The organism is Xanthomonas indica (assembly GCF_040529045.1).
Taxonomy (GTDB): Bacteria; Pseudomonadota; Gammaproteobacteria; order Xanthomonadales; family Xanthomonadaceae; genus Xanthomonas_A; species Xanthomonas_A indica.
Genome location: NZ_CP131914.1, coordinates 3996566 through 4010313 on the forward strand (window position 1 = coordinate 3996566; position 13748 = coordinate 4010313).

Here is a 13748-nt window from a genome sequence, read left to right on the forward strand (position 1 = left end):
CGGCAGACGAACGAGCTACTGTCCGCGACGTGGCGCCAGGCTGGATCGCTGCTGGCACGCAGCCATGTGCATCGCGCGCCGTGGCGCAAGGCCTTGGCGCACGCCGCAAAGCACACCATGCCTGTGAAAAAACACACGCACGGCTCAGGCAGCGGGAGGCGGCGATGGCGCCCCCGGATCCACCGCCGGCGCGTCCGCGATGAGCCCCTGCGCACGCGCCGCCTCGACCACCGCCTGCATCTGCTGGGCCAAGGTCGCGAACTCGCGCTCGAAGCACGCGCGCACTTCGGCCTGCACGAGATTGGCCAAGCGATCGGCGATCTGCGACATCACAATGTGGTTGCTACCACCCTCGCCGCTCTGCGGTGGACGCAACTGGCCCGGTCGTAACTGGTCTAGCGAATTGGCCGACTGGACCGCCTTGAGCACCGCCGCTTCGCTGGCCGCGGTGGCGCCGTCAAGCGCGCTCCTGCTGTTCTGCATCGTCTGCTGCATCTGCTGGATCAACCCTTTCACGCGCTCGCGCTCCGCATCGATCAGCGACGACGACGCGCTGGCCGTTTCGGCGGCAGGCGCTACCGGCGGTGCGGACGATTCTGATGCGAAGCGCCGCAGTTGCTCCTCCTCGAGAGGAAGTAGCGGACGACGCAACCAGCTCTCGGTGAGCTGGCGCAGCGTGGCGAAATCGGATGCTTGGTTGTCTTGCATGGTGCTCCCCTGCGTGTGGTGAAACCGGTGGTGCGAACGGCCTAGGTGGACGCGGACTTGCGGCCGCGCATCAGGTCCGTGTGCTTGGCGATGCGCTGGTCGATCTTGTCGATGGCGAAGTCGCGGACTCGGTCTCCAGCGCGCCGGCAGCGGCCGCGACCGCCGCGGCGGCGCCGACCAGCACGTCGGTGGCCAGCACGCCCAGCGCATCCTCGGCGGCCTGCTCCATCCTGTTCTCGGCCAGGTTTTTGAGCAGCACGCTCTGGCTGGCCAGCGCCGTCTTGCTGACGCCGTCGAAATAGACCGCCGCCGATTGCGCGACCAGGCCTGGCGCCTGTCTGATCAGCGTGTTCGAGCCGCCCTCAACCTGCGTCGGTGCATAGGCCATGGTTTCGGCATTGCTGCGCTCGATCTTGCTGTCGAGCGCGTCGCAGGCCAGCCCTGCCGCCTCGGGCTGCGCGAGCAGGTGTGCATCGAGCGTCTTCAGCATGGATGGCGGCGTTGGCGACACGGGCGCCGATGCGGCGGCTGCCGCGTCGGCCCGCTCGCCGACCTCGCCGCGATCGGTCGCCGTTGCAACCGGTGTCGTGGCAGAGGCTCCGGTGGACGCCGCCGGTGGCGCGGACACCGTCGCCGCTTCGATGATCTGTGCATTGGCGCCGTTGGGAACTGCCATGGTTCGCTCCTGAGAGAGGAATGGCCAATGCCGTGAGCCCTGCGCATCGGATCAGACGGCCAAGGTCGGTATCGCTACGTGCGACGACGACCGTAGAAGCCGAGCGGGCCGGCACCATCGAGGAGGCAACGCCCCGAAACGGCGGCGACCAAGACGTCGCTGCGGCGCATGACATAGCGACGGCAGCTATCCCTCAGATGCTTTGCCTGTGCCACGCGATGTTGCAACGCCCGCCTCTGGTGATCGGCTGCAATGCGTAGTTCCTGCATAGCTCGCGCAGCAGGCTGCAGGTTTTGTCCATATTCGTAGACATCCTCCAGGCACTCCTCGCACCTTGCATGCGGGCAATGGCAACACACACATTCTGGAGGTAGCCACCGCTCGCTCCGGCGCACACGTGATGGCGTTCGGCTCGGACAACACGCGCTCCAAGCATCGAGGACGACGTCGCAAAAGGCTCCGACTCAAGGTCCGCGCTTGGTGCTTGCATCGCGGCGCCGACCAAACACGGGTCTGCCTTGCAGAGTCAGGGGCGGACGCACGCATCGTCGACTGCCAATCACGAATCGCGAGGAGGGGCTGCGCTTGCGTCGTACCCTCACCCCCGACCCCTCTCCCGGGGGAGAGGGGAGTTTGCACTGTCGCGCGCGCCATCCTATTCGCAGCGATGTTGGAACCACTGTGCCTGCGGACAGTCACCCTCACCACAAACGCCGCGCCACAACTCCAACGAAAAAGCCGCACCCGGCTTCACGCCGGGCACGGCTTCGTTCGTACGCCGCGGGCAGATTCAACGCGTCGCGGAGGCTCCCACGTTGAACAACTGGAACTCGCGGATATGTGCGGCATCGACGCTGGACAGGATGTTCAGGCGCACGCGCGAGGCGGTGACCGCGGGGAAGTGGTCGATCTTCATGTGACCGATCGCCTGCGCCTGCGCCACCTTGACCCAGGCGCCGTCGCGGAACACTTCCACCGCGTACTTCTGCACCAGTTGGCCGTCGTTGAGCCATTCCATCGACATTGCCGTGTCGAAGGTCACCGGCTGCTTGAACTGCAGTTCCAGCGTGGCGTGGTGCGTGCCGTCCGGCGCGCTCCAGAACGTATCGCGGTCGCCGTCCACCGCCGCGGCAATGCCGTCGTCGTTCTTGAGCCGGCCACGCACCAGGTTGCGGTCGGCGCCGTAGCGCGCCTGCAGCGCCTGGCCCATTTCCTCCAGCCGCTTCACGTCGGCCTCGGGCAGCAGGCCGCGCTTGTCCGGGGCGATGCCCAGCACCAGCTGACCGCCGCGGCCGACGCTGTCTTCCCAGATCTGCACCAGCTCGTCGACGCTCTTCAGCGTCTGGTCGCTGTTCGGGTGCCAGAACCACTGCAGCTTGTGCAGCGGCGTGTCCACCTCGACCGGGCGCCAGCGCAGGTAGCCGTGGCGGTCGATGGTGTTCCAGTTCTCGCCCTCGATCACGCCCGCCTCGTTGCCGACCCAGCGCACGTCGCCGTACTCGAACAGCGCGGTGTCGGCGAAGACCATGGCGTTGGGCTGGTAGGTGCGCAGCTCCTCCATGTACTTGTCGAAGTTGTACACGTGGCCGGCGCTGCCGGCGCCGTCCAGCCACCACTCGGTGAGCGGGCCGTAGTGCGAGGCCAGGTCCACCAGTTGCGCGGCGTAGAACTTGTCGTAGGCCTTGGGATCAGCGTACTTGGGCTCGTGGCGATCCCACGGCGACAGGTAGATGCCGAAGCCCATGCCTTCCTTGCGCACGGCCTCGCTGGTCATCTTCACCAGGTCGCCCTTGCCGCCGAGCCACGGGCTGTTCTTCACCGAATAGGCGCTGTCCTCGGTGGGCCACAGCGCGAAGCCGTCATGGTGCTTGGCGACCAGGATCAGGTACTTGGCGCCGGCCGCCTTGGAGGCGCGCGCCCACTGCGCCGGGTCCACCTGGTCGGGCGCGAACACCTTGGGACTGGCGGTGCCGTCGCCCCACTCGCGATCCAGGAAGGTGTTGGTGCCGAAATGCACGATCACCCCGAATTCCAGGTCCTGCCAGGCCACCTGCTGCGGCGACGGTTTGACCTCGGCGAAGTTCTCGGCGAGCAGCGGCGGCGCGGCCAGGGCGGTCAGGCCGAGCGCGGCCAGCCAGCGGAGCGGAGAGAGCGGGCGGTTCGGCATGGCGGATCCTCGCAATCGTCGGTCGGGGCAGGCGGCGCTGCCGGTGGTGTCAGCATATGGTATTTAATTGATGATAAATAGGTATCCCCTTTTGCGGGACAGGACCGGACCACATGATGTCGCCTTCGCTGTTTCCCCTGCTGTCGCTGTTCGCCGTGCGCGCCATCGCCGGTCCGGCCGCCGTCGCCCCGCCGCAGGTGCCGCCCTCGCCCATCGTCTACAGCGAATTCGTCAACGCGCAGGCGCCGACCGCGCAATGCCACGCCTCCACCCTGGTGGAAACCCGCGATGGCCTGCTCGCGGCGTGGTTCGGCGGCCGCCACGAGGGCGCCGACGATGTCGGCATCTGGGTGGCGCGCCGCGACGCCAACGGCTGGCAACCGGCACAGCGCGTGGCCGATGGCGCACAGGCGCAGGGCGCGCCGCTGCCGACCTGGAACCCGGTGCTGTTCCAGCCCGCGCAAGGGCCGCTGCGGCTGTTCTACAAGGTGGGCCCCGACCCGAAACGCTGGTGGGGCATGCAGACCACTTCCAGCGACGGCGGCCACCACTGGTCCACGCCCGAGCGCCTGCCCGCCGGCATCCTCGGCCCGATCAAGAACAAGCCGGTGCAGTTGCCCAGCGGGCGCATCCTCAGCCCCAGCAGCAGCGAGGACGCCGGCTGGGTCGCGCACATGGAATGGTCCGACGACAACGGCGCGCACTGGACCCGCGGCCCGGCGATGAACGACCCGGCCAGGATCGGCGCGATCCAGCCCAGCGTGCTGCTGCACAAGGACGGCCGCCTGCAGGCGGTGGGCCGCAGCCAGCAGAACCACGTGTTCAGCACCTGGTCGCGCGACCAGGGCCGCACCTGGGAACCGATGACCCTGCTCGACCTGGCCAATCCCAATTCCGGCACCGACGCGGTGGTCCTGGCCGACGGCCGTTCCCTGCTGGTCTACAACCCCACCGAGGCCGGCAAGGACTGGTGGGACGGCCGCGGCATCCTCGCCGTCGCCCTGTCCGACGACGGCCTGCACTGGACCCGCGTGCTGACCCTGGAAGACAGCCCCAAGGACGAGTTCTCCTACCCCGCGGCGATCCAGACCCGCGACGGCAAGGTGCACATCAGCTACACCTGGAAGCGCACGCGCATCAAGCATGTGGTGCTGGATCCGAAGCGGTTGAGCGGCACGCCCGCAGCGGGCGAGTCGCGCTGACCGCGGTGCGGTAGCGCGCCGCGCGTCACCCATCAGCGGTGGTCTGCGCGGTGCAGTCTCCGTCCAAATCGCCGCCCCTCGTAGGAGCGGCTTCAGCCGCGACCGAAGTACCCACCAGCACCCAACAACGCAACCGTTGAAACACGCGGCCCGCCAGCCGCCACCGCAGCCTCGTGTGGGAGCGGCGTCAGCCGCGATGCGCGAATCTCGTCACCATCCGCCGCGCCGCTGCGATCCGATGCTCACCACGCATCGGCGACGCCCTACTCCGCCAACAACGCCACCATCCGCCGCACGCGCGCCACATCGGTCTGCATGCGATCGCCGCCGAGGCTGCGCACATGTGGATGCGGCGCCAACGCCCGCGACGCCAGCGGTCCACGCGCCGAGCCATGGAACTCCCGCGCCCCGGTGCGCGCACGCAACTGCGCCAGGTTGGCCTCGGTGACGCCGGATCCCGGCATCACGCTCAAACGCGCGCCGGCCTGCTGCACCAACGCGGCGATCATGTCGGCGCCCTCTTCGGCAGTCTCGCGCGCACCGGAGGTCAGCACCCGCTCGCAGCCCAGCGCGATCACGTCCTCCAACGCACGCCGCGGATCGGCACTGACATCGAAGGCGCGATGGAAGGTGACGCCGAGCGAACCGGCCGCAGCGATCAGCTCGCGCATCGTCGCCATGTCCACCTCGCCAGCCGCGGTCAGCGCACCGAGTACCACCCCGTCGCAGCCCAGGCGCACGCATTGCTCCACGTCGCGGCGCATCGCCTCCACTTCCGCAGCGTCGAACACGAAATCACCGACACGCGGACGGATCAGCACATACAGCGGAATGCGCAACCGATCGCGCACCGCCGCCAGCGTGCCGAACGACGGCGTCAGCCCACCGCCATCCAGGCCGCCGCACAACTCCACCCGCATTGCACCGCCCTCCTGCGCGGCCAGCGCCGAGCCGATCGCATCGGCCGCCACTTCCAGGCCCATCGGTACGCTCCCGCTCATGCCGCCGGCGCCGCGAAATGGCTCTGTCCGGGCAGCAACAGATCCTGCCGCTGCGCATCGCAGACCGCATAACTGAAACCGGGCTGGATCGCGAACGCACCGACCTCGCCGAGCTTGTTCATCGCCAGGAATCCGACCTGCAGGTCGCGGGTGAGCTGCGGCTTGCGCAGCACGATGCGCATCACCACCTCGCGGCAGGCCTCGGCCGGACTCTTGCCCTGCCGCATCATCTCCACCACCGCGAAACTGCCGACGTTGCGGATCACCTCCTCGCCGACACCGGTGGAGGTCGCCCCGCCCACCTCGTTATCCACGTACAACCCCGCGCCGATGATCGGGCTGTCGCCGACCCGCCCGTGCATCTTCCAGGCCATGCCGCTGGTGGTGCAGGCGCCGGACAGATTGCCGTGCGCATCCAGCGCCAGCATGCCGATGGTGTCGTGGTTGTCCTTGCCGCCGGGCAGCGTGCCGCGGCGATAGGCGCGGTTCTCGATATTGGCTTCCGGCGCGTAGTGCGACGTCTTCAACCACTCCTTCCATGCCTGTTCCGACTCAGGCGTGAGCAGCTTGGTGCGCTCGAAGCCCTGCGCCAGCGCGAACTGCAGCGCACCATCGCCGACCAGCATCACATGCGGCGTCTTCTCCATCACCCGCCGCGCCACCGAGATCGCATGCACGATGTCCTCCAGCGCCGCGACCGACCCGCAGCCACCGGTGTGATCCATGATGCAGGCATCCAACGTGACCCGCCCATCCCGGTCCGGATATCCGCCCAGCCCCACCGTGTGATTGTCCGGATCCGCCTCCGGCACCCGCACCCCGGCCTCCACCGCATCCAGCGCCGCGCCACCGCGCGACAGCACCTGCCATGCCGCCTGGTTGGCGGCAACGCCGAAGTCCCAGGTGGAGATCACCCGTGCTGCGCCGCGCGGCAAGGGGCCGACGCCGGCCTTGGCTTGCGCCTTGGCCACGGCGGCGTGTGCGCCAGGAAGCACACCGCCTAACCCGGCGGCCAGGGCGCTGAAGGCGGCGGTTTTCAGGAAGTAGCGGCGTTGCGGCATGGGAAGGCTCCGGCGTTGGGAGGGCGCGCGGGAGGGCGTGCGCGTGGCCTTACATCATGCGGCAGAGTGGGATCGGATTAAACGGTCTGCTCGGCGTTACAGAGTTGGCTTGGCAGCTTGCTCCGCCAGGATTGCATCGAAGCATGTCTGAACGTTTATCAAGCTCATCGCGCACTTAGAAGAGTGTCAACGCTAGAGGTCAATCATCCAGCCACTACAACCTAGTTCGCACTTTGCATAAAACTTCAAGCCCGCCACTAGAAACCGGCTCAATATAATAGAATTTTTTTCATCGCGCGCTTTCAGCAGACCGAGCCCTCTCCACCACACCTATAATAATAACGATTCGCTCCCTGAGGATAGTTTGCAGGCGAGCGCACCAAAGAAAAGGCTTCTTCAGCAGATGTAAAATACGAATGATCAAGTGTAGAAAAGTCCTTGAGGAAGTTGTCGCTGGGCGCAGAAAAGATAACCGCAACCCCACCAGCATCAACGCTATGCCGCTCATAGATGTCTGTAGCATTCTGCGGCAAAAAATCTGGCACCCACCCTTTTGCAATAGCGTCATCCGCCACCGCATCACCATAGGTCCCATAGAACTTTGAAGAGTTGCCCGCACACCCTGAGACAAAAAAAATTACCACAAGAAATACAATAAATATTTTCATGGACTACTCCAGTCAGGCCTATACTCAAGCATGAACGGTCGGCGACTAGCCGGCAAATTATCTAAAAGATGAGAGCATCTAGCCCCGCATTCCACATTTGATGGACAGGACGCACCCACCCTATTGACCGCCATGTCTACAGCATTATTCTTCAACATCTCTGGTATCGGCAACTTTTTATCGCCATACCTACCAGCCAATTTTAAAACAAAATCCCGAATCTCCTTATTTTGCATTTGATCAATAACCAGTTGAGGATTACCAGATGCTTTTGCCGCGCGACACGCAGCCAAGCAATGGGAAAACTGATCGGTTCCTCTAACATTTTTTCTGAGCATTTCTTGATACGTCTGCGTCAATTGAGACATCGACTTCTGCCGCTGACGTGGATATTCGATCTCAGCTTGAATTTGCTGCTGACTAGGCAATTGATTGTCATTAATCAACCCAAGAGGATCAATTGACGCAAGAATGCTACTTCCACCGTAAGAATATGCTGCCACTCCTCCTTGTAACCCAATCGGATCACTCTGCACATACCGCCCAGTGCCCGGCTCGTAGTCGCGGAAGTAGTTCTGGTTGAGCCCGCTCAGCGCATCATAACGCTGCCCCGGGAACCGCATATCGAACACGAAGGCAGTGCCGTCCTTGTCCGGATCCTGATCCGGAGCGGTGGCGCCGAAGGCCTCGCCCTTCAGGTTCCAGCGCCAGATCGCCACGTCGCGGACCGGGTCGATCACCGCGCGTGGCGAGCCCAGGTGATCAGGCTGCACATAACGCAGCTTGGTCTTGGCCAGCAGTGACGGGGATCAAGTGCATGCATGTCGCGCATGCCGAATCCTGGAACGCGGTTTGAGCGTTCGGTTCTTTCGCCCGCATGAGTTTGCGCGCAGAGGGAAGATGCAGCAGTGCCAACGATAGGAAGCAGATGGCCGTCGTATCGATTTGAACGCAAATCGTGATAACTGCCAACAAACAGCGCATAACCGCCAGCTTGCGGTGCGTAGACGGTCGCATGAGGGATTCGCACGTCTGCACAGGTTCGATATGTCAGCTCCTTGCGGCTGCTGTATGCCAAGGTCTCGCTGCTGGCGCTTGCAGTGTTCTTAGCTGGCTAGTCTTGCAGTGAAGTCCGACACAACGATCTATATTTTGATTGATCTTTCGGTTCTAAACTTATTGGTTACCAGTGTCGCAACTATGCCCAAAAGCCAGCCACACAGCAGGAGAGAAATAAACATGTGAAATAAGACATGATTTATCCATCCAAATCTGGACGCAGTAGCAAAAAACATCTCGTAGCCGGAGGACTCCACTACTGCCACAATCAGGGAAATAAAACTGGCCAAATACCCAAGAGCCGCTCCACCCGCAAAAGCTGCAAATTTACCTTTTAATTTTTCGATGCAAATCGGTAGAATCAGACTAATTAACGCAAAAGTCACCATGTAGGTTGTTTGCATTGAATTATCCCGAATGAATGGTCGAAATGGCCCAAGGAATGCAAGCTTTATTATAAGGAAATTAAAAAATGATAGAAAAACACCCGCCAAAATCAATTTAATATTTTTATTCACTTTGATTCTCCAACCGGACAGGCATTAGCAGACTGCGCTTTTCTTGCATCTTCTACCATATCAGCCAATTTTCCAGGAAAATAAGTATGGCTGATGGCACCGCAATAGCCATCCAAAACAGAAGACACCGAACTCGCGCAGTTCAAGCCGCGAGGGTCCCCGATCTCCTCCGCATCGAGCTTGAATTTGCTTTCAACTTCTTTAGATGTATCTAGCTTTATAACTCTCACTTGGCTACCTGTACCTTGCTGGTAGCTGATATAAGATTTCAGGTCTGCTCCGTTTTCCTTGCCCTCAAAGAGGCCGCCACTACCTCGCTGCATGTTCATGTAGCTGCCGGAGGGATCATATAGAAAGGGATCTGCGCCGTTTTTTGTATCTATGAAAAGCGCAGCGTGAGAGCCTATACCCCAATCATAAGTAATAATGATGTATGTCGATAGCCCTGATGCATCTGCCCTCAAGAGCGGGCTGGATAGAGAATACTGATAAGACGATATCCCTCCTTTCAACCCAATCGGATCACTCTGCACATACCGCCCAGTGCCCGGCTCGTAGTCGCGGAAGTAGTTCTGGTTGAGCCCACTTAGCGCATCATAACGCTGCCCCGGGAACCGCATATCGAACACGAAGGCGGTGCCATCCTTGTCCGGATCCTGGTCCGGCGCGGTGGCACCGAAGGCTTCGCCCTTCATGTCCCAGCGCCAGATCGCCACGTCGCGGGTCGGGTCGATCACCGCGCGCGGCGTGCCCAGGTGATCCGGCTGCACATAGCGCAGCGTGGTCTTGGCCAGCACGCCGACCGGCAGATCGTCCAGCCAGATCGCCTGCTGCACGACGGCGCCGTTGTTGTCGTAGTCGCCCAGCCAGTGACCGCTCTCGTCGTACAGCGTGTAGACATTGGTCTTGCCCACCCGCCGCACCTGCTCGCCACGGCCGTTGTAGGCATAGTTCGCCACGGTGGTGCTGCTGCGCTTGACCTGTGTCAGCCGGCCATTGGCGCCATACACGTACTGCACGGCCGTGCCGCCGATCGCGGTGGTGTTGCCGGCCGCGTCGTAGCTACGTGCGGTGCCGGCCACGCTGCTCAGGCGGTGACTGGTGCTCGGATAGCTGTAGGTCTGCGTACTGGTATTGACCTTGGCGCTGAGGCGGTTGCCGGTGGCGTCGTAGGTATAGCCGTCGATCACCGTATCGGTCGGGCCGTCCTTGAACGCGGTCAGCCGGCCCAGCGGGTCGTAGTCCAGCTTGATGACCGGCGCGGTATTGCCGGGCGCGGTCAGCGCGCTGAGATTACCGACCGGGTCGAAGGCGAAGCCCACCGCCAGGCCATCGCTGCGGGTGTCGTTGACCGCCAGCGGGCGATAGTCCTGGTCCAGCACGCGCTGCATCGGACGGCCGTTGCCGTAGGTCCACCCGGCGACCGGGCCGAACGGGTAGTAGGTCGCCTGGTTCAGCAGCACCTGTCGCGTGCCGCCGGGCGGAGTCACGCCGACCTCGGTGGTCTGGCCCTGGGCGTTGCGCACGTAGTCCACCACCGCCCCATCCGGGTAGGTCAGGCGGCTCAGCTGCCCGGCCTTGGTGTAGGCATAGCGGACCACGAACACCTTGCCGTTGGTGGTCTGCACCTTGCGCACCAACTCGCCGAAGCGGTCGTAACAGTAGTCGGTGCTGCCGCTGCCGTCCTGCATCCGGGTCAGCCGGCCGACGCCATAGGTCTCGCCGCTGGCGCAGCTGCTCTGGCTGACGTCGTAGGTATAGCTGACGTTGAGGCTGGTGGTCGGATAGGTGACCTGGGTCAGCCGGTTCAGCGCGTCGTAGCCGTAGCTGGTCTTGATGTTGCGCGCATCGGTCTGCGTCGCGCGGTTGCCGGCACTGTCGTAGGTGTATGTGGTGCTACCGGTGTCCGGGCTGGTGAGCTTGGTCAGGTCGCCCAGGCCGTTGTAGGCGTAGGTGGTGTCCAGGCCCTTGGGGTCGGTGACCTTGGTCAGGTTGTCCAGGGCGTCGTAGCCGAACTTGGTCTCGGCGGCGATGCCACCCACGTCCTGCAGGGTGCGCGCCAGGCGGTTGAGCGGGTCGTAGTCGTTCTGGGTGGCATGCCCGAGCGCGTCGGTGATGGTCTTGGTGTTGCCGTTGCCGTCGTAACCGAAGTCGGTCGGATCGCCTTGGGCGGTGGCCTGCGTCGCCAGTTGGCCGAGCTGGTTGTACACGCGCGAAAGCGTGCGCTTGAGCGCGCCCGATGCGTCCTTGGTGTCTTCCTTGAGCCGGTTGCCGGCATTGTCCAGGGTGTAGTGGATGGTGTTGCCGGCGTTGTCGGCGATATCGGTCAACCGATGCGCCGCGTCGTAGGTGAAGCGGGTGAACGCGCCATCGGGTTGCGTCACCTGTTTGACCAGCCCGGTCGGCCAATAGTCGATCGCGGTGATGCGGTCGTCGCTCTCGCTGCTGTCGTCGGCTCCGCGCACCTTGCTGGCGGTCAGCCAACCGCGTGGGTGATACGAATAGTCGGTGACCACGCCATTGGCGTTCTTCGCCGACAGCACGCGGCCGGCGCCGTCATAGGCCAGGTACTCGGTGACCTGGCCCAGCGCATTGGTCACCTTCCACAGGTCGCCCTTGCGGTGCGGGCAGGTGGTCGGGGAGATGGCGCAGGCGCTGTCGTCGGTTGCGTAGTAAGTGAAGCTAGTGGTGTCGCTGACGTCGGTGCGCGCGCCATCGACCGTCTTGGGTAGGCCCAGGATCGGACAGGTACTGTCGGTCGCGGCTACGTCGGACGCTTCGCAGTAGCTGTAGGTGATAGTGCGCTGCTTGCCTGAAGCCGTGTCGCTGCTCGTCATCTGCACTGGCTGCAGACGATCGTTGTAGCTGTAGGACACGGTGCGCCCGCCCGTCTGCACCGACAGTAGGCGATTGCTGCCAGCCGCGGTACGCGTCGTCGTCGTGCGCTCCTGCGGTTGCCCGACCGCCTCGCGCACGGTGTGGATATTCACCGCAACACCGTTCTCGGTCGCTTCGGCGTAGGTGTGCTGGGTCTGGACGCCACGGCGATCGGTGACGCTGCTGAGCCGGCGGCGGAAGTCGCTGGACTGATCGTTGTAGCTGTACTGCAAGGTGCCGTCGTTCCGGGCCACGGCGCCGACCTTCGGCGACGCGCCGCCGGCGTTGGTCAGCGTGTAGTCGCTGATGTCGCCCAACGCATCGGTGACGCGGGTGCCGGCGTCGGAGTACGCCAGGGTGACGCCGTCGATGCCACCGGCGTGCTGGCTGGAGATTGCACGCCCGATCTCGTCGTAGGCGAAGGTGCTGAAGCGCTGGCCATCTTCCGTGGTCACGCCGGTCAGATGGCGCGGGAAGCGCGTGTCCTCGTAGTGATAGATCCGGCTGTTGCCGTCGGCATAGGTGACGCTCGTCAGGCGCTGCTGGTCGTAGACGTAGCTGGCCAATTGCACCCCACCTGAGACGATGCCGGTGATCAGCGCGTCGTCGTTGTCGTCGGCATACACCAGTTCGATGGAGCGCCCCTGCAGCGACGCAATGCTTTGCAAGCGTCCACGCGCGTTGTAGCCGTACACCCACCCACTGCCATCCTCGGCCATGCGCGAGACCAGCTTGCCCTTGGCATCGAAGGTGTAGATCGCATCCTGGCGATACAGGACCCACTGGTCGCCGTTGGCGACGATGCGTTCGCCCGAGGCATTGGCTGCGCGATATTCAGAACCCATCTTGCGGAACGGCACGGCATAGCCGCTACCCTCCACTAGGCCAAGCGCGTCGCCCTGGATCGTCAGGCGCAGGCTGTGCGAAAAGGTCCAGCCAGGGCCGAATCCACCCGTGTTCAGTGCGATACCCGAGTGGTAGTAACGCGTCAGGGTGATCCAGCCCAGATCGAGGTCGCGCTCGGCCTGGAATTTCTCGCCGGTCTTGACGTCGCAGGGGTTGCCGACCATGCCAGAGTTACCGCTACCTGGACTACCACTCTGATCCCCATCACACTGCGGCTGAATCGTCGTAATCGTAGCCGTAATGACTTCATTCACACACGCATTTTGCTCTGGCTCCCAGTTCAAATAGGGGTTTGGACAGATCGATATTCGTTGCATTTCAAGCAAATCAGCATCAGGCTCGCACGTGCCGTCACGACTATCGAATCTTGAAGATGTGTATTGAAAATCAGCGACCTCCAAGTACTTGTATTCCTGAGAATACACATGCCAATCACTGGCCCTTACAAATGTTGAGGAGACGCACGGAGGGCTATTACCATCATTCAATAAATTAATTGTCTTTACAATAAAGTCATCTTCATTGTCCGAAGTAATTCCGTTAACCCCCCAGTATTGGAGCTTCCGATCTTTTTTACCCATCCAATACGTTACAGAAGTTTCGCCCTTTTCAGAAAGGAATGTCGATTTTATTTCTGTCACGTATTGATACGCATCGGGTGCATCAGATGGTCCTGGGATGGTCCGAATAGCCGCTTCCGCCTGAGATTGCGTGTCGTAGGGTCCATATGAATTCCCCGTTGCATCGCGCACCAGGAATTGCTGCTTCTTCCCTTCGGTCGCGGCGAACGCCGAACTCGCGAACAAAGCGAGCAGCGTCAGAACCATCGCAAAGCGTAGCGCGCCAGAAGAGTTGCGAGTGCGGTGCAGCGTGATCATTGTGCGTCCTTGCGTAAGTCCATTGAC

At 62.8% G+C, this 13748-nt stretch carries 9 protein-coding genes and 1 pseudogene; 1 reads left to right on the forward strand and 9 read right to left on the reverse strand.

Features of this window, described 5'->3' with window-relative positions:
• Positions 1 to 144: 144 nt before the first annotated feature.
• The 3 genes from Q7W82_RS17305 to Q7W82_RS17315 form a co-directional block, all read right to left on the reverse strand.
• Positions 145 to 708 carry a hypothetical protein gene (locus Q7W82_RS17305; protein ID WP_242161095.1) on the reverse strand — a complete coding sequence of 188 codons (564 nt, stop codon included), beginning with the start codon at positions 706 to 708 and terminating at the stop codon, positions 145 to 147.
• Positions 709 to 778: 70 nt separating this feature from the next.
• Complete coding sequence (locus Q7W82_RS17310; protein WP_242161096.1) at positions 779 to 1384, reverse strand: hypothetical protein; 606 nt, start codon at positions 1382 to 1384, stop codon at positions 779 to 781.
• Between the two features lie 790 nt (positions 1385 to 2174).
• Positions 2175 to 3551, reverse strand: coding sequence for an alpha-L-fucosidase (locus Q7W82_RS17315; RefSeq protein ID WP_160946483.1), 1377 nt, complete (start codon positions 3549 to 3551; stop codon positions 2175 to 2177).
• Positions 3552 to 3664: 113 nt separating this feature from the next.
• Between Q7W82_RS17315 and Q7W82_RS17320 the strand changes: the two genes are divergently transcribed.
• A complete protein-coding gene (locus Q7W82_RS17320; RefSeq protein ID WP_242161097.1) occupies positions 3665 to 4753 on the forward strand; it encodes a sialidase family protein in 1089 nt (362 codons plus the stop codon).
• Between the two features lie 263 nt (positions 4754 to 5016).
• Here Q7W82_RS17320 and Q7W82_RS17325 read toward each other — a convergent pair whose 3' ends face one another.
• From Q7W82_RS17325 to Q7W82_RS17350, 6 genes and pseudogenes are all read right to left on the reverse strand, one after another.
• Positions 5017 to 5736, reverse strand: a complete 720-nt coding sequence (locus Q7W82_RS17325; RefSeq protein WP_242161156.1) for a copper homeostasis protein CutC — start codon at positions 5734 to 5736, stop codon at positions 5017 to 5019.
• A 14-nt stretch (positions 5737 to 5750) separates the two neighbouring features.
• Positions 5751 to 6815: a N(4)-(beta-N-acetylglucosaminyl)-L-asparaginase gene (locus tag Q7W82_RS17330; RefSeq protein WP_242161098.1), complete on the reverse strand. Its 1065-nt coding sequence runs from the start codon at positions 6813 to 6815 to the stop codon at positions 5751 to 5753.
• Positions 6816 to 7117: 302 nt separating this feature from the next.
• Positions 7118 to 7483 (reverse strand): hypothetical protein, encoded by a 366-nt coding sequence (locus Q7W82_RS17335; protein ID WP_242161099.1) that lies wholly within the window; start codon positions 7481 to 7483, stop codon positions 7118 to 7120.
• 473 nt (positions 7484 to 7956) lie between these two features.
• Positions 7957 to 8283: pseudogene (locus Q7W82_RS17340) on the reverse strand (RHS repeat-associated core domain-containing protein); the annotation flags it as partial.
• A 345-nt stretch (positions 8284 to 8628) separates the two neighbouring features.
• Positions 8629 to 9060 (reverse strand): hypothetical protein, encoded by a 432-nt coding sequence (locus tag Q7W82_RS17345; protein ID WP_242161100.1) that lies wholly within the window; start codon positions 9058 to 9060, stop codon positions 8629 to 8631.
• Positions 9057 to 13721 (reverse strand): RHS repeat-associated core domain-containing protein, encoded by a 4665-nt coding sequence (locus Q7W82_RS17350; protein WP_242161101.1) that lies wholly within the window; start codon positions 13719 to 13721, stop codon positions 9057 to 9059. The genes Q7W82_RS17345 and Q7W82_RS17350 overlap by 4 nt, the downstream gene beginning before the upstream one ends.
• Positions 13722 to 13748 lie beyond the last annotated feature (27 nt).

What these genes read in the sequence shown, in the direction of transcription:
- Q7W82_RS17305 (WP_242161095.1), bottom strand. Translation starts at nt 708, where the DNA reads ATGCAAGACAACCAAGCATCCGATTTCGCCACGCTGCGCCAGCTCACC.
- Q7W82_RS17310 (WP_242161096.1), bottom strand. Translation starts at nt 1,384, where the DNA reads ATGGCAGTTCCCAACGGCGCCAATGCACAGATCATCGAAGCGGCGACG.
- Q7W82_RS17315 (WP_160946483.1), bottom strand. Translation starts at nt 3,551, where the DNA reads ATGCCGAACCGCCCGCTCTCTCCGCTCCGCTGGCTGGCCGCGCTCGGC.
- Q7W82_RS17320 (WP_242161097.1), top strand. Translation starts at nt 3,665, where the DNA reads ATGATGTCGCCTTCGCTGTTTCCCCTGCTGTCGCTGTTCGCCGTGCGC.
- Q7W82_RS17325 (WP_242161156.1), bottom strand. Translation starts at nt 5,736, where the DNA reads ATGGGCCTGGAAGTGGCGGCCGATGCGATCGGCTCGGCGCTGGCCGCG.
- Q7W82_RS17330 (WP_242161098.1), bottom strand. Translation starts at nt 6,815, where the DNA reads ATGCCGCAACGCCGCTACTTCCTGAAAACCGCCGCCTTCAGCGCCCTG.
- Q7W82_RS17335 (WP_242161099.1), bottom strand. Translation starts at nt 7,483, where the DNA reads ATGAAAATATTTATTGTATTTCTTGTGGTAATTTTTTTTGTCTCAGGG.
- Q7W82_RS17350 (WP_242161101.1), bottom strand. Translation starts at nt 13,721, where the DNA reads ATGATCACGCTGCACCGCACTCGCAACTCTTCTGGCGCGCTACGCTTT.